Annotated in this window: 16 protein-coding genes; 3 read left to right on the plus strand and 13 right to left on the minus strand. The window is 62.6% G+C overall.

The features are described from left to right. Window positions 1-274: 274 nt before the first annotated feature. From era to rpoZ, 9 genes are all read right to left on the minus strand, one after another. Window positions 275-1,201, minus strand: a complete 927-nt coding sequence (gene era, locus NKJ23_RS33310) for a GTPase Era (RefSeq protein WP_352684950.1) — start codon at window positions 1,199-1,201, stop codon at window positions 275-277. Then, a complete protein-coding gene (gene rnc / locus NKJ23_RS33315; protein ID WP_352684952.1) occupies window positions 1,198-1,923 on the minus strand; it encodes a ribonuclease III in 726 nt (241 codons plus the stop codon). Before rnc ends, era begins: the two co-directional genes overlap by 4 nt. Window positions 1,924-1,927: 4 nt before the next feature. Then, window positions 1,928-2,677 carry a signal peptidase I gene (gene lepB / locus NKJ23_RS33320; RefSeq protein WP_352684954.1) on the minus strand — a complete coding sequence of 250 codons (750 nt, stop codon included), beginning with the start codon at window positions 2,675-2,677 and terminating at the stop codon, window positions 1,928-1,930. Window positions 2,678-2,754: 77 nt separating this feature from the next. After that, entirely contained in the window at window positions 2,755-3,168 is a 414-nt protein-coding gene (gene acpS / locus NKJ23_RS33325) for a holo-ACP synthase (protein ID WP_352684956.1), read from the minus strand. Next, window positions 3,165-3,746 (minus strand): DUF2062 domain-containing protein, encoded by a 582-nt coding sequence (locus NKJ23_RS33330; RefSeq protein WP_023677769.1) that lies wholly within the window; start codon window positions 3,744-3,746, stop codon window positions 3,165-3,167. Before NKJ23_RS33330 ends, acpS begins: the two co-directional genes overlap by 4 nt. A 231-nt stretch (window positions 3,747-3,977) precedes the next feature. Next, window positions 3,978-4,388: a VOC family protein gene (locus tag NKJ23_RS33335; RefSeq protein WP_352684958.1), complete on the minus strand. Its 411-nt coding sequence runs from the start codon at window positions 4,386-4,388 to the stop codon at window positions 3,978-3,980. Window positions 4,389-4,430: 42 nt separating this feature from the next. Continuing rightward, window positions 4,431-5,009, minus strand: coding sequence for an orotate phosphoribosyltransferase (pyrE, locus tag NKJ23_RS33340; RefSeq protein ID WP_352449004.1), 579 nt, complete (start codon window positions 5,007-5,009; stop codon window positions 4,431-4,433). Between the two features lie 123 nt (window positions 5,010-5,132). After that, a complete protein-coding gene (locus NKJ23_RS33345; protein WP_023677772.1) occupies window positions 5,133-7,361 on the minus strand; it encodes a RelA/SpoT family protein in 2,229 nt (742 codons plus the stop codon). Between the two features lie 111 nt (window positions 7,362-7,472). Beyond that, complete coding sequence (rpoZ, locus tag NKJ23_RS33350) at window positions 7,473-7,874, minus strand: DNA-directed RNA polymerase subunit omega (RefSeq protein WP_023677773.1); 402 nt, start codon at window positions 7,872-7,874, stop codon at window positions 7,473-7,475. A gap of 278 nt (window positions 7,875-8,152) precedes the next feature. Between rpoZ and NKJ23_RS33355 the strand changes: the two genes are divergently transcribed. Both NKJ23_RS33355 and NKJ23_RS33360 read left to right on the plus strand, forming a co-directional pair. Continuing rightward, complete coding sequence (locus NKJ23_RS33355) at window positions 8,153-8,734, plus strand: LabA-like NYN domain-containing protein (protein ID WP_023677774.1); 582 nt, start codon at window positions 8,153-8,155, stop codon at window positions 8,732-8,734. After that, the gene (locus NKJ23_RS33360) at window positions 8,731-9,408 is read left to right on the plus strand and encodes a uracil-DNA glycosylase (RefSeq protein ID WP_245274739.1); all 678 of its coding nucleotides are present in this window, start codon (window positions 8,731-8,733) and stop codon (window positions 9,406-9,408) included. Before NKJ23_RS33355 ends, NKJ23_RS33360 begins: the two co-directional genes overlap by 4 nt. 30 nt (window positions 9,409-9,438) lie before the next feature. Here NKJ23_RS33360 and NKJ23_RS33365 read toward each other — a convergent pair whose 3' ends face one another. From NKJ23_RS33365 to dapA, 4 genes are all read right to left on the minus strand, one after another. Next, complete coding sequence (locus NKJ23_RS33365; protein ID WP_031212018.1) at window positions 9,439-9,960, minus strand: hypothetical protein; 522 nt, start codon at window positions 9,958-9,960, stop codon at window positions 9,439-9,441. Window positions 9,961-10,066: 106 nt separating this feature from the next. Further along, a complete protein-coding gene (locus NKJ23_RS33370; RefSeq protein ID WP_352684960.1) occupies window positions 10,067-10,795 on the minus strand; it encodes a GH25 family lysozyme in 729 nt (242 codons plus the stop codon). Window positions 10,796-10,901: 106 nt separating this feature from the next. Then, entirely contained in the window at window positions 10,902-11,381 is a 480-nt protein-coding gene (smpB, locus tag NKJ23_RS33375; RefSeq protein WP_023768487.1) for an SsrA-binding protein SmpB, read from the minus strand. Between the two features lie 25 nt (window positions 11,382-11,406). Next, complete coding sequence (gene dapA / locus NKJ23_RS33380) at window positions 11,407-12,288, minus strand: 4-hydroxy-tetrahydrodipicolinate synthase (protein WP_352490891.1); 882 nt, start codon at window positions 12,286-12,288, stop codon at window positions 11,407-11,409. Between the two features lie 328 nt (window positions 12,289-12,616). Here dapA and NKJ23_RS33385 point away from each other — a divergent pair, with 328 nt between their 5' ends. Next, window positions 12,617-14,656, plus strand: a complete 2,040-nt coding sequence (locus NKJ23_RS33385; protein ID WP_352684962.1) for a lytic transglycosylase domain-containing protein — start codon at window positions 12,617-12,619, stop codon at window positions 14,654-14,656. Window positions 14,657-14,857 lie beyond the last annotated feature (201 nt).

Genomic DNA, 14,857 nt, shown 5'->3' on the forward strand with positions numbered 1-14,857 from the left:
CCGCTAAACACGGGGGCTGCGCGGCGGACACGCCGACGTCACCGCAATGCCACGCCATTTTGCAGAACTTGACGCACACAACTCTCAGAAACCGCTCAGAATTTCCCGTCGCGCCGGTACCAATGAGGAACGGGTCGACGACGTGGTCGACGCATGGCCTCCCGGAATGACTCGGCCGTTGTTCAAAATGCAAAGTCGACCAAGCGGGCAGCCCGGCGACCGCTCAGAATCCTGAGGCGGCCAACAGGCCGCTCGGCGGATCGCCAAAACAGGCTCAGTGCGGAAATTCGAGCCCCATTTCGCGGTAGCGCTCGGGATCGTCGCCCCAGTTCTCGCGTACCTTGACGAACAGGAAGAGGTGCACCTTCTGCTCGAGTATGCCTGCGATTTCCATGCGCGCGGCCTGGCCGATGGCGCGGATCGTCTCGCCCTTATGGCCGAGCACGATCTTCTTCTGGCTGTCACGCTCGACATAGATTGTCTGGTCGATGCGCACAGAGCCGTCCTTCTTCTCTTCCCATTTTTCGGTCTCGATGTGGGAGGAATAAGGCAGTTCCTGATGCAGCCTGAGATAGAGCTTTTCGCGGGTGATCTCGGCCGCGAGCTGGCGCATCGGCAGGTCGGAGATCTGGTCCTCCGGATAGTACCAGGGGCCGGCCGGCAAGGTCTCGGCGAGATAGTCGAGCAGGTCCTTGCAGCCGGACCCGGTCAGCGCCGAAACCATGAAGGTGCGCTTGAACGGCACCCTTTCGTTGGCTGCCGCCGACAATGCCAGCAACGTCTCGTGCTTGACCCGATCGACCTTGTTGAGGATCAACACCATCGGCTGCCGGACATCCTTCAGCCGCTCGAGGATGGCGTCGGCATCGCCCCGGATGCCGCGCTCGGCATCGATCAAGAGCAGCACGATATCGGCGTCCTTGGCACCGCCCCACGCTGTGGTCACCATCGCGGTGTCCAGCCGGCGCTTCGGCTTGAATATGCCCGGCGTGTCGACGAAGACGATCTGCGCGTTGTTGTGGGTGGCAATGCCGCGCACGATAGCGCGCGTGGTCTGCACCTTGTGCGTCACGATCGACACCTTGGCGCCGACCAATTGGTTGACCAGCGTCGATTTCCCCGCATTGGGCGCGCCGATCAGCGCGACGAAGCCGGAGCGGGTAGCGGGAGCTTCTGTTGCCGAAGCTTCGGTGGCGGTCATGCGGCACTCCCTTGATCGAGCCAGACGCCTTCCCGCTGCAGAAGTGCCGCGGCTGCAGCCTGCTCCGCCTCGCGCTTGGAGCGCCCGCTGCCGGTCGCCGGCGGATAGGCGCCGACCTTGACACTGACGGTGAACAGCGGATCGTGGTCCGGTCCCTCGCGTCTGTCGATTATGTAAACCGGCACTGCGCCTGCCGCCTGATGCGCCCATTCCTGGAGTTCGGTTTTCGCATCGCGGCGGGCGGCGTCAATGGCTTGCGAGCGCGGCTGCCAGTATTTGTGGATGAAGGCACGGGCCGCTTCCAACCCTCCGTCGAGATAGAGCACGGCGATCAGCGATTCCAATGCATCGGCGCGCAGATTGACGCGCTTGCGCCCGTCGAGGCCGCGTACGTCCGAACCGGCGCGAATAAGTTCCGGCAAGCCGATCTCCTCGGCAATTTCCGCCAGGGCTTCAGCGTTGACCAGAGCGTTCAATCTCAGCGACAGCTCACCCTCGGCGGCGTCGGGAAATGCCGCCAGCAGCATATCGGCAACGACAAGGCCGAGAACGCGGTCGCCCAGGAATTCGAAACGTTCGTAGTCGACGCCGGCGTGACTGCCGCGAGCGCTGGCATGGGTCAGCGCCCGCTGCAGGCGCTGATGGTCGCCAAAACTGTGGCCGGTGCGCTCCCTGAGCGCCTCGGCGAGCGCATCGGCGGTCAGCCGTTTCGTCGCCGCCATGGCCCTAATTGACGAAATGGAACAGGCGCGAGGCGCGCATCAGTGACGGCCATTTCCAGATTTCGAGCGGGCTGGCGCTGCCGCCGATCGAGAAGAAAATGAGGTTGGCGCGGCCGACCAAATTCTCGTCCGGCACGAAGCCGACGGTGAAGCGGCTGTCCGACGAGTTGTCGCGATTGTCGCCCATCATGAAATAGTGACCGGGCGGCACCTTGAACTCTTTGGTATTGTCGCCGATCGAAGCCTGCGTCAGGTCGAGCGTGTCGTAGCTGACGCCGTTCGGCAGCGTCTCGCGATAGACATCGACCGGATAGGGCTCTTCGGTGATGTCGTGATTGTCGATCTGCCCGACCTTGACGCGCGGCACACCCACGTCATTGATGAAGAGCTGGCCATCCTTGACCTGGATCTTGTCGCCCGGCAGGCCGACGACGCGCTTGATATAGTCGACGGAAGGGTCCGGCGGAAACTTGAACACCACCACGTCGCCGCGCTTCGGCTCGGAGCCCCAGATGCGACCCGAAAAGATGTTCGGCCCGAACGGCAGCGAATAGCGGGAGAAGCCGTAGGACCACTTGGTGACGAAGAGATAGTCGCCTTCGAGCAAAGTCGGCCGCATCGACCCGGACGGGATCGAGAACGGCTGGAACAGGAGCGTGCGGATGACCAGCGCAAGCAGCAGGGCCTGGACTATGACGCTGACGGTTTCGCCAAGTCCGCCGGATTTCTTCTGGGTTTTTTCAGCCACGCTCATGTCGTCCTCGATTGTGCGTTGGATGGTATAGAGTCTCGGCGCGCGCTGGGCAACGTCATGCCGGTGGTCAGATGCAATCAATGTGGCGCTTCTTCGACCGGCAACGCTTCAATGATCACAAAGGCTTGAGCGAGCGGAAAATCATCGGTGATGGTGAGGTGGATCACCGCGCGGTGCCCTTCAGGCAGAATTTCGTCCAGCCGCGCTGCCGCCCCATTGGTCAGCGCCATGGTCGGCTTGCCGCTGGCCAGGTTGACGACCCCCATGTCGCGCCAGAACACACCCTGCGCCAGACCGGTACCCAATGCCTTGGCGCAGGCTTCCTTGGCAGCGAAACGCTTGGCGTAGGAGGCCGCACGCGCCGCGCGGTTTTCGGAGCGCACCTGTTCGATCTCGGTGTAGATGCGCTGGATGAAGCGCTGGCCATGGCGTTCCAGCGACTTCTCGATGCGTCTGATGTCGATGAGGTCGCTGCCGATACCGATAATCATTCGGCAGGAACTTCCGGCCCGGTTTTTCCAGCCTTTGCCGCTCTTTCGGCCAGCCGCTTGCGGCGCTGCTCGTGGAAAGTGACCATGCCCCAGCGGGTGATGCCGTAAAACAGCAGGCCGAAAACCAGGCCGAGCGGTATTGCGCCGATCGTCATCGGCTTCAGCACCGGTCCCCACAATTGCGCAAAGGAAAGATTATGCAGCATGTCGCCGAGATGCGCGGGCGGGCCATGCGCCGGCAGGTGTTCATGCAGGATCAGCTTGCCGACCTCCCAGGAGGCGGCCCATAGCAGCGGAAAGGTCAGGGGGTTGCCGAAGACCGTGCCGAGTGCTGCCGCGACCAGATTGCCGGCGATCAGCCAGCACAGGATGGCAGCAATGATAAAGTGAAAGCCAAGCGGGAAAAACGACGCGAATACGCCCGCCGCAACGCCGGCGGCCACGGCATGCGGCGTGGCCCTAAGCCGCAGGATGCGCTTGGAAAAATACCGCAGCGAGCGCGAGAACGAGCGGCGCGGCCACAAATAAGTACGCACCCGCTCGAAAAAACCATCAGGCTTGCGCCGTCGAAAAAGCACTCTGTTCCTGTTCCTAGTTCCGTCAATAGCTTCACGCCGGCTTCTCCAGCCGGGCGCGACAGCCCCATGCTGCGCTCTGCGGTCGCCGAAAAGCAACTACGACTTTGATATAGCGATGCGCTGGCCGAAGAACAACGAGGCCGACGGCATCCGCTCGGTGGCCGCTCGCGCCGGCCCTGGGTGTCGCCGTTCTGAACAGGGCATGATCGCGGCGAATTTAAGGAGCGTCACTTAGGATCGATATTCGCTGACCTCGACGAGGTTGCCGTCCGGATCGCGGAAATAGACCGACATCATCGCGCCCCGGGCGCCGACACGCTCGACCGGGCCGACCTCTATCACCACACCATTGGCGGCGAGGTTGGCACATATCTCGGCGAGCGGCCGGGCAGCAATCAAGCAGAAATCTCCGGAGCCCGGCGTCGGCGCCTTGGCCTTCGGCTCGAAGGTGTGCCCGACCTCGTGCACATTGATCTTTTGCGTTCCAAACAGCAGCGCCGTTGGTCGATCCGGCTCGTCGAGGCGCTCGAAGCCAAGCACGCGCTGATAGAAGGCGCAGGTATCGTCCACCGAACGAACTGTCAGCACGAAATGATCGATGCCAGCAATCACGGCAGCGTCTCTTGACTTGTTTTTATGCATGTCGTTGTCCCAAAACCGCCGCACACTTTTGGGCGACATGCATTAGATATTGCGGCTGCCCGGCTTGATCGCCGGTATGGCGGCGAGCTCGGGCGGCAGCATGTCGGCTGGATAGGCCGGAACTTCATATTCGGCGAGCGCGATCAGCGGCACGCCGACATCGGTCTTGCCGGCCGAGCGGTCGATGATGCATGCGGCGGCAACGACTTCGGCGCCAAGGCCGCGCAGGCAGTCGATGGTCTCGCGGATCGACAGGCCGGTGGTGACGATGTCCTCGACAATGACGACGCGCGATCCCTTGGCGATCTCGAAGCGGCGCAGCCTGAATTCGCCCCCTTCCCGTTCGACCCAGATCGCCGGCGCACCAAGATGGCGCGAGGTCTCATAGGCCGGGATCAGCCCGCCGATCGCCGGGCCGACGACGTAGTCGATCCTGCCGGGCACGCCAGTGCGGATCTTTTCGGCGAGCGCCTTGCACAAGCGCTCGGTCTTGTCGGCATGCATGAAAACGCGCGCCTTCTGCAGGAAGACCGGGCTGCGCAGGCCCGACGTCAGGATGAAATGCCCTTCGAGAACGGCGCCGGCCTCGCGGAAAATGCCCAGCACTTCATCGGTGTTCATCGTTCACTCCATGTCCATGGTGAATGGTAGTAGGGTAGTGAGAGCACCCTCTTTCACTATTCACTATTCACTATTCACTATTCACTATTCACTATTCACTATTCACTATTCACTATTCACTATTCACCCATTCACGCGCCTTGCATCGCTGACGCTCGAATTGTCCTTTAGCTGCGACAGCAGCCGGTTCAAGTGCTTGAGGTCCCACACTTCAAGATCGATCAGCATTTCGGTGAAATCGGGCGCGGTGCGCACCATCGACAGAGTGTGGATATTGGCGTCGTTGGATGCGACGACCTGTGCAATGTCGGCCAGCGAACCCGGCGCGTTGATGGCGGTGACCGAGACGCGCGCCGGGAACCGCTCCTTGGTGCGCTCGTCAATATCCCAGCGCACGTCGATCCAGCGCTCGGGCTGGTCGTCAAAGGCCTGCAGCGCCGGCGACTGGATCGGATAGATGGTGATACCGGTTCCCGGCTGCACGATGCCGACGATGCGATCGCCTGGCACTGCCCCCTCCGGCGCGAAGCGCACCGGCAGATCGCCGCGCACACCGCGGATCGGCACCGCGTCGTCGCGCGGCTGGTTCTTGTCCTTGCGTGCAGCGCGGCCCGGAATCTGGAACAGCATGCCGGCGGCGTTGCGGATCTTCGACCAGCCCTCCTCGCGCTGCTTGGGCGCGACCAGCGTGACACGCTCGTCCTTGTAGTCGGGAAACACCGCCTTCATGACATCGGTGGAGGCAAGTTCGCCTCGGCCGACCGCGGCCAGTACATCCTCGATGTCCTTGCGCGCCAGCCGGTGCAGCACCGGCTTCAGGCTTTCCTTGGTGAAGGTCTTGCCAGAGCGTTCGAAGGCGCGCTCCAGAATGCGGATACCGAGACCCGAATATTGCTTGCGAATGGCGTTCTTGGTGGCGCGGCGGATGGCTGAGCGTGCCTTGCCGGTAACGACCACCGATTCCCACGCCGCCGGCGGGACCTGCGCCTTCGAGCGGATGATCTCGACCTCGTCGCCGTTCTTCAGCTCCGTCATCAGCGGCATGATGCGGCCATTGACCTTGGCGCCGACGCAAGTGTCGCCGACGTCGGTGTGGACGGCATAGGCAAAGTCGATCGGCGTGGCGCCGCGCGGCAGCGCGATCAGCATGCCCTTCGGCGTGAAGCAGAATACCTGGTCCTGAAACAGTTCCAGCTTGGTGTTTTCGAGGAAGTCCTCGGGATTGTCGCCTTCGGCAAGCTGCTCGATGGTGCGCCGCAGCCAGGCATAGGCATTGGTTTCCTTCGAGATCGCATGGGCGGCACCATTCATCTTGCCACCGGTATCCTTATAGATCGAATGAGCCGCGACGCCGTATTCGGCGATCTTGTTCATTTGATAGGTGCGGATCTGCAATTCGACGCGCTGGCGCGACGGGCCGACGATGGTGGTGTGGATCGAGCGGTAGTCGTTCTGCTTCGGCGTCGAGATGTAATCTTTGAAGCGGCCGGGCACCATCGACCAGGTGGTGTGGATGGCGCCGAGCGCGCGGTAACAGTCCTCGACCGTCTCGACAACGACGCGGAAGCCGAAAATGTCGGACAGCTGCTCGAACGACAGCGCCTTGGCCTCCATCTTGCGGAATACCGACCACGGCTTCTTCTGCCGGCTCTTGACCTCGGCCTTGATCGAATATTTGTCGAACAGCGTGGAGAGCGCCTTCTCGATCTCCGACAGCACGCCCTTGTTGCGCTCGAAGATTTCGGCCAGCCGTGCGGTGACGGCGCGGTAGGCTTCCGGATTGATGAAGCGGAAGGCAATCTCCTCCAGCTCCTCGCGCATGCCTTGCATGCCCATGCGGCCGGCCAGCGGCGCGTAGATGTCCATCGTCTCTTCGGCGATGCGCAGGCGCTTGGCTTCCGGCACATGGTCGAGCGTGCGCATATTGTGCAGGCGGTCGGCGAGCTTGACCAGAAGCACGCGCACGTCTTCCGAGATCGCCAGCAACAGCTTGCGCAGGTTCTCCGCCTGCTCGGCCTTCTTCGAGACGAGGTCGAGCTTCTTCAGCTTGGTCAGGCCCTCGACCAGCTTGCCCATTTCCGGGCCGAACAATTCGTCGATCTCGGCCCTGGTCGCCGTGGTGTCCTCGATCGTGTCGTGCAGCAAGGCAACGGCGATCGTCGCCTCGTCCATGTGCATTTCGGTGAGGATGGCGGCGACTTCGAGCGGATGCGAGAAATACGGGTCGCCGGAGGCGCGTTTCTGGTGGCCATGCTTCTGCATGGCGTAAACATAGGCCTTGTTGAGCAGCGCCTCGTTGACGTCAGGCTTGTAGCGCTGCACGCGCTCGACAAGCTCATACTGACGCATCATGGCCGGGATCTCGCAATGCTGAAATGAATCATGCGCCGCACTGGCATACGGCGCATGTCATAGATAGCCACGAAACTGCCGACGCGAAAGTGTCGGCAGTTGTCGCTAAGATCAATAATCGTCGCTTTTTTCCGGCGGCACCAGGCCTTCGATGCCGGCCAACAGGTCTTCTTCGGTCATGCGATCGAAGGTGACGTTGTCCTCGGCGTCGTCGGCATCGGTGGCTGCAACGGCGCTGCCGGTCTGGTCGGCAATCGCCTCGCCATCGGCCTCCGGCTCATCGACCTCGACATGCTTCTGCAGCGAATGGATGAGATCTTCCTTGAGGTCGTCCGGCGACAGCGTCTCTTCGGCGATTTCGCGGAGCGCAACGACCGGGTTCTTGTCGTTGTCGCGCGGTACGGTGATCTGCGCGCCCTGGCTGATCTGACGGGCGCGGTGGCCGGCCAGGAGCACCAGCTCGAAGCGGTTGTCGACCTTGTCGATGCAATCTTCAACGGTTACGCGGGCCATGAGTTGCCCCTTTCATGCCTGGATTTGATGGAAAACAGGCGCGGTCCATAACCCGAACGCCGCCAAAATACAAGCTTTTATGGCGGTGCGCAGCTCTGACGCGGGCCGCCTGCGACGACACAGCGCCGATCACAATTGCTTGCGGTGCCGCATGGTGCCTTGGATTGCCGTAAAACTGGCGTTATCTCGAACGATGAAGGCCAACAGGTCTATTATCAGACCGGCCGATAGTCGCCACCCATTTAGACGACCGCTTATTTCGAAAAAGGACATTTTCCATGTTCGATCCTCGTGAAAAAATCGCTCTCTTTATCGACGGTGCCAATCTCTACGCCACCTCGCGCGCGCTGGGCTTTGACATCGATTACCGCAAACTTCTGGCGAGCTTCCAGAAACGCGGCTATCTGCTGCGCGCTTATTACTACACCGCGCTGGTCGAGGATCAGGAATACTCCTCGATACGGCCGCTGATCGACTGGCTCGACTATAACGGCTTCAAGGTGGTGACCAAACCGGCCAAGGAATTCACCGACTCGACCGGCCGGCGCAAGATTAAGGGCAATATGGATATCGAGCTGACCGTCGATGCGCTCGAGCTTGCCGATGTCGTCGACCATTATGTCATCTTTTCGGGCGACGGCGATTTCCGCACGCTGGTCGAGGCGCTGCAGCGGCGCGGGCGCAAGGTGTCGATCGTCTCGACCATGGCTTCGCAGCCGCCGATGATCTCCGACGATCTGCGCCGCCAGGCCGACCATTTCATCGACTTGATGACGCTCAAGAATGAAGTCGGCCGCGATCCGTCGGAGCGGCCGGTGCGCCGGCCCGAACCGGCCGAAGTCGACGAGGAAGACTATTGACGGTCGTTGCCTTGACCGCGCCCCTGGTCGTCTCCCCCGAACCCGATCGCGATTGCCCGCTCTGCCCGCGGTTGCACGACTTCATCGCCGAGTGGCGGCGGCGCGAGCCGTCCTGGTTCAACGCGCCGGTGCCGACCTTTTTGCCGCCGGAAGGCGAGGATGCAGTGCGTCTGCTGATCGTCGGGCTGGCGCCGGGCCTGCGCGGGGCAAACCGGACGGGGCGTCCCTTCACCGGCGATTTTGCCGGCGACCTGCTCTACAACACGCTGATCGCGCACGGCTTTGCGCGCGGCGAATTCAAAGCGCGACCGGATGACGGGCTGGAGCTTGTCGGTACGGCGATTACCAATGCGGTGCGCTGCGTGCCGCCGGACAACAAGCCGGTTGGCGCCGAGATAGCGACCTGCCGGACGTTCCTGGTACCGACGATTGCGCGGTTTCCAAATCTGCGCGCTGTGCTGGCACTGGGCTCGATCGCGCACCAGTCGACCGTGCGGGCGCTCGGCCAGCGCGTTGCCGCCTATCCGTTCCGGCATGGTGGGCAGCAGCAGGCCAATGGCATCACGCTGTTTTCCAGCTATCATTGCTCGCGCTACAACACCAATACCGGCGTGTTGACGGAAGCGATGTTCGTCAACGTCTTCAGTCAGATAGAAGCTTTTCTGAAGACATAGAATCGGACGACGCCCGCCAGGGCACGAGCCCTAGATTCGGGCGATCGCGAACAACCAGGCCAGGAGATCCAGCGACCACAGAAACAGTGCAAGCTGCAGCGCGACGCGCAGGCGTTGGATGATCCGCCAATTGCTGGCCATGTCGGATTTGATGCGCAGCGCAAGCGCTCGGTGCATCCCGTCCAGGGTTGCGGGAGGGTGCTGATCAACGAAGTCCTGGAGCAGCTTCTCTGGATCGAAACGGAACGTATAGTTATAATACGGCCACACCATAATCGCGACCAGCAGCCCGATAAGAAAAAGCAATGTCAGCGCCAGCCAGTCCCAAGGCCCCACGCCATCCAGGAGCGCCCTGCCTCCGAGGAGAGAACTCGCGAACGCGGTTGCGAAGATCAGATTGCCGGCGCGCGTATTGAGACTTTCAACCACGCCCTGCTGGTGCTGGAGGCCACGCACCGCCTCCGCATAGACAAATGCCAGGCGGGGGTCGCCGCCGTCCGTCGCAGCAGGCGGGGCGTTGCTGTCATTGGTTGATGAAGGGCGCTCCGGCATCAAATGTACTTAGCACGGCGCCGCCTGCGATCTGAATAGCCACAAGGGAACGCTTCGTCGCTCTGTCTTCGTGCCATCGAGGGTGTTTTGGTGGACAGGAATAGCATCAATCCGACGCTGTCGCTTCAGGCGCTGCGGCAAACAATGCGGCCAGCGTCGCAGGTCCGCCCTGGAGAACATTCAGGTCGACGTCGCCGCTGATGCCGTCGACGCGGCCCCGGTTGTGGTACTGCCAGTAGATCCAGTCGTCATGGCCCGGCCGCAGCGCCAGCGAACGCAGCCAGCGCGGGCGGCCGGCTAGCTGCCCGGCATAGGCTTGTGCCGCCTCGTCGGTCACATAGAGGATCGCCGTCTTGCCGAACGCCGCCTCGACCGGGCTGAGGAAGGCGGAGAGTTCGGCGCTCAGCTGTTCGGGAGTTGGCCGCTGCGGGCAATTGCCGCCGAACTCGATGTCTACCACCGGCGGCAGCAAAGGCTGATCGTGCGGCACCACCGAGATGAAGTTGCGTGCCTGATCCGCACCCGGTCTGCAGAAGGTGAAGAAATGATAGGCACCGACGGCAAGACCGGCGGCGCGGGCCGCGCGCAAATTGGCGGCGAAGGCATCGTCGACATGATCGCCGCCTTCCGTCGCCTTGATCACGGCGAAGGCGACATCGTCGGCGGCAACACGCCGCCAGTCGATCTGCCGCTGATGATGGGAGACGTCGATGCCCCTGACCGGATATTTGCCGCGGTCCGGAGAAAATGTCTGGAAGTAGGTATAGCCGCCGGCCAGAACGAGGCCCGCCACGAGCAGACCGGCCGCGCCCCATAAGACGATCCGGTTTTTCAAACGAGACCTATGCCTTTTGGTCCGCCCTGCCCGCCGCTATGGCTCCGGGCGTTCGTCGCTCGAAAAGCCAAATCGCTGGCTTTTCCTCCGCTTCGCGGACCGCTCCTCACCCTCGCTCCTTCAGCAGCCGGCCCTTCTCGCGCGACCAGTCGCGCTGCTTTTCGGTCTCGCGCTTGTCGTGCAGCTTCTTGCCGCGGCCAACGGCGAGCAGCAGCTTGGCACGGCCTTGGTCGTTGAAGTAGATCTTCAGCGGCACCAGCGTCATGCCTTCGCGGTCGACGCTTTGCGCCAGCTTGGCCATCTCGCGCTTGTTGAGCAGCAGTTTGCGGCGGCGGCGCGGCTCATGGTTGAAGCGGTTGGCCTGCAGATACTCCGGCAAATAGGAGTTGATCAGCCAGATCTCGCCGCCCTCGACCGAGGCGTAGCTGTCCTGGATATTGGCCTGGCCCTGGCGCAGCGATTTCACTTCCGTACCGGTCAGCACCAGGCCGGCCTCGATCGTGTCGAGCACCTCATAGGAAAACCGCGCCTTGCGGTTTTCCGCAACGGTCTTGTTGTTGGGATCGGCTTTTCTGACTTGATTCATGATGCGGAGAGGTGGCGCCTCATCCCTAGTTTATCAAGCCGGCGTGCTTCATCGCCGCGTCGATCTTCTCGGCGGTCGACGGCTCGACCGTCATTAGCGGCGAGCGCAGCACATTCTCGACCTTACCCAGTTTCGACAGCGCATATTTCGCGCCGGAAACGCCGGGCTCCATGAAAATCGCCTTGTGCAGCGGCAACAGACGGTCCTGCAGGTCGAGCGCCTTGGCGCTGTCGCCGGAAAGCGTTGCCTCCTGGAATTCAGCGCAAAGCCTGGGTGCGACATTTGCCGTCACCGAAATACAGCCGACGCCGCCATGCGCGTTGAAGCCGAGCGCCGAGGCGTCTTCGCCGGAGAGCTGGATGAAATCCTTGCCGCAGGTGGCGCGCTGCTCCGAAACCCGCTCGACCTTGCCGGTGGCATCCTTGACGCCGACGATGTTCTTGAAGTCATGCACCAACTGGCCCATCGTCTCCGGGCTCATGTCGACCACCGAGCGCGGTGGAATGTTGTAGATGATGATCGGCAGGCTGGTTGCCTTGGCGACGGCGGCGAAATGCGCATAGAGGCCGCGCTGCGTCGGTCTGTTGTAATAAGGCGTGACGACAAGGGCCGCGTCGGCGCCCGCCTTCTCGGCATACTGGACCAGGCCGACCGCCTCATCGGTGTTGTTGGAGCCGGCGCCGGCGACGACCGGAACCCGGCCCTTGGCGACCTCGATGCAAACCTTGACGACTTGGCGGTGCTCGTCATGCGACAGCGTCGGCGACTCGCCGGTGGTGCCGACAGGGACGACGCCCGTCGTGCCTTCGGCGATCTGCCAGGCGATGAACGCGCGAAAGGCTTTCTCGTCGAAACGGCCGCTCTTTTCGAACGGTGTGACGAGCGCGGTCAGCGAGCCTCTTAGCATGTCGTCCAACTCCTTGGGACTAGCGCATGACCCCGAAAATCGCAGTCGATTTCGGAAAGGATCATGCGCCAAATTTAAATTGCTACAGCGTCCTTTGCGCGTCTGAGAAGCCGCGCGGCGCTGTAGGTGTTTGTCGTGCGCGCCTTCTAGCCGAAAGCGAAGCGGCGCACCATAGTCTCGACATTGTTGCCCGGCAAGCATTGCGCCAGCAATTGCAATTCGAACGACCTCGATAGGGTTTTCTTTACGGGCCCTTCATCACAGACGAATAGGCTGCAGTTCATCTGTGCCAGCTGTAGCATCGAAGAAATAGGAAAAGACCAAATCCATGCCGACCAGGCGGCTTCATCTTTTCGCGCTTCTCGGCGCGATCGTTGTGCTGATCCCCGGCGCGGCGATCGGCGGCAGCGTCGATGGGCAGGTCACGTCGGCGATCCCGATGACGGAGCCGCAGAACGATGCACTGCAGCAGTCCCCTTCGCCATCCGCCAGCGTCGCGGCGCTGAAGAGCGGTCTCGATGCGCTGGCGGCAAACGACATTCAGCGCGCACGCCAGGTGCGCGAAGCGCTGCCGGCCAAATCGCTCGATCAGCACATCCTTGCCTGGGCGATTGCGCTCTATGGCGGCGACCAGGTGCCGAGCGGCGAAATCGCCGATGCCGCGAAGATGCTGCCGAACTGGCCGGGCACGATCGCCTTGCGCAAGAACAGCGAGCGCGCGCTCTATCGCGAGAACCCCGCGCCACAGGTCGTGGTGCGGGCGTTCGACGGCAGCCAGCCGCTGACCTTCGAGGGCGTGGTGATCCTTGCCCGCTCCTATGTAGCGCTGGGCGATACGAAGGCGGCGCGCTCGGTGCTGTCGCCATTCTGGCGCACCGAAAAGCTCGAAGCCACGGACGAGGCGGCGGTCATCCGCGAGTTCGGCGCGCTGATCCCGGGCGCCGACCATCGCTTCCGCATGGAGCGCATGTTTTATGCCGATCGGGTCGCTTCGGCGCTGCGCGTCGCCGGTCTCGCCGGCGCCCAGCAATTGGCCGATGCCTGGGCGGCAGTCACCAAAGGCGACAAGAACGCGGCCAAGCTGCTGAAGGCGGTGCCGGCAGCGCAGCGGGCGGCCGGCTATCTCTTTGCCGAAGCCGAATATCTGCGCAAGCAACAGAAATTTTCCGACGCCGCCGCACTGGTGCTGAAGGCGCCGGGCGACCGCGACGCGCTGGTCGATCCGGACGCCTGGTGGGTCGAACGCCGGGTGCTGTCGCGCGAGCTGGTCGACCAGGGCGACATGAAGACCGCCTACAGAATAGTCGCCGCGCATGCCGCCGAAAGTCCCGCCAATGCTGCCGAGGCGGAATTCCATGCAGGCTGGTACGCGCTGCGCGGCCTCAACGACCCGAGCACCGCCGCCAAGCATTTTGCGCAAATCGCGGAGCTCGCCCAAGGGCCGATGTCGCTGTCGCGCGCCTATTACTGGCTCGGCCGTGCCGCCGAACTCGGCGGTCCCGGCAGTGCCAAGGATTATTTCAGCCGTGCCGCCAGCTACGGCACGACCTTTTACGGCCAGCTCGCCGGCGAGCGTGTCGGCCGGCAGACCCTCAACATCGTCTACCCGCAGCCAAGTGCCGCCGATCGCCAGAATTTTGCCACCCGCGAGGCGGTCAGCGCCATCGAGCGGCTGCAGCAGGCAGGCTATGACCGCTATGCCGAAACCCTCTACCGCGACCTTGCCGGGCAGTTGAGCAGCCCCGGCGAACTGGCGCTGCTTGCGATGCTGGCGGAAAGACAAGGCAACCATTTCATGGCGCTGAAGGTCGGCAAGATCGCCGGCGCACGTGGCATCGACGTCGGCGCGCTGTCGCATCCGCTCGGCGTCATTCCCGACACCGCCAACATTTCCGGCTCGGGCAAGGCGCTGGCCTATGCGATTGCCCGCCAGGAAAGCGAGTTCAACATCGGCGCCGTCTCCAGCGCCGGCGCGCGCGGACTGCTGCAGCTGATGCCAGGCACGGCCAAGCAATTGGCGAAGAAGGCCGGCATGACTTTCTCGCAGGCCCGGCTGACCACCGATGCCGGCTACAACGCAACGCTGGGCGCTGCCTTTCTCGGCGAGCAGCTCGGCCGCTTCGACGGCTCCTACGTGCTGACCTTCGCCGGCTACAATGCCGGCCCCACCCGCGCCGCCCAGTGGGTGGCGAAATACGGCGACCCGCGCGGCAAGGACATCGATGCCATCGTCGACTGGATCGAGCGGATTCCCTATACGGAAACAAGAAGTTACGTCCAGCGCGTGATGGAGAACTACGAGGTCTACAAGATGCGTATCTCCGGCAAATATGACATTGTCGGGGATCTGGTGAACGGCCGGGGTTAGCCTTTCCTTCTCTCCTTGTGGGAGAAGGTGGCCGAGCGAAGCTCGGTCGGATGAGGGTGCTCCAGCTTGGTTCCGACAGCGCTCCGTCCAACACCCCCCAACCGTCTCGGCGCTAACGCGCCGATCCACCTTCTCCCACAAGGAGACCTTTGCATAGAAGCCGATTGGTGATTCTGTGATGATGGTCGAAGCAGGGAGATT

This window comes from Mesorhizobium sp. M0184 (assembly GCF_040322215.1).
Lineage (GTDB): Bacteria > Pseudomonadota > Alphaproteobacteria > Rhizobiales > Rhizobiaceae > Mesorhizobium.

What these genes read in the sequence shown, in the direction of transcription:
- era (WP_352684950.1), bottom strand. Translation starts at nt 1,201, where the DNA reads ATGACCGCCACCGAAGCTTCGGCAACAGAAGCTCCCGCTACCCGCTCC.
- rnc (WP_352684952.1), bottom strand. Translation starts at nt 1,923, where the DNA reads ATGGCGGCGACGAAACGGCTGACCGCCGATGCGCTCGCCGAGGCGCTC.
- lepB (WP_352684954.1), bottom strand. Translation starts at nt 2,677, where the DNA reads ATGAGCGTGGCTGAAAAAACCCAGAAGAAATCCGGCGGACTTGGCGAA.
- acpS (WP_352684956.1), bottom strand. Translation starts at nt 3,168, where the DNA reads ATGATTATCGGTATCGGCAGCGACCTCATCGACATCAGACGCATCGAG.
- NKJ23_RS33335 (WP_352684958.1), bottom strand. Translation starts at nt 4,388, where the DNA reads ATGCATAAAAACAAGTCAAGAGACGCTGCCGTGATTGCTGGCATCGAT.
- pyrE (WP_352449004.1), bottom strand. Translation starts at nt 5,009, where the DNA reads ATGAACACCGATGAAGTGCTGGGCATTTTCCGCGAGGCCGGCGCCGTT.
- NKJ23_RS33345 (WP_023677772.1), bottom strand. Translation starts at nt 7,361, where the DNA reads ATGATGCGTCAGTATGAGCTTGTCGAGCGCGTGCAGCGCTACAAGCCT.
- rpoZ (WP_023677773.1), bottom strand. Translation starts at nt 7,874, where the DNA reads ATGGCCCGCGTAACCGTTGAAGATTGCATCGACAAGGTCGACAACCGC.
- NKJ23_RS33355 (WP_023677774.1), top strand. Translation starts at nt 8,153, where the DNA reads ATGTTCGATCCTCGTGAAAAAATCGCTCTCTTTATCGACGGTGCCAAT.
- NKJ23_RS33365 (WP_031212018.1), bottom strand. Translation starts at nt 9,960, where the DNA reads ATGCCGGAGCGCCCTTCATCAACCAATGACAGCAACGCCCCGCCTGCT.
- smpB (WP_023768487.1), bottom strand. Translation starts at nt 11,381, where the DNA reads ATGAATCAAGTCAGAAAAGCCGATCCCAACAACAAGACCGTTGCGGAA.
- dapA (WP_352490891.1), bottom strand. Translation starts at nt 12,288, where the DNA reads ATGCTAAGAGGCTCGCTGACCGCGCTCGTCACACCGTTCGAAAAGAGC.
- NKJ23_RS33385 (WP_352684962.1), top strand. Translation starts at nt 12,617, where the DNA reads ATGCCGACCAGGCGGCTTCATCTTTTCGCGCTTCTCGGCGCGATCGTT.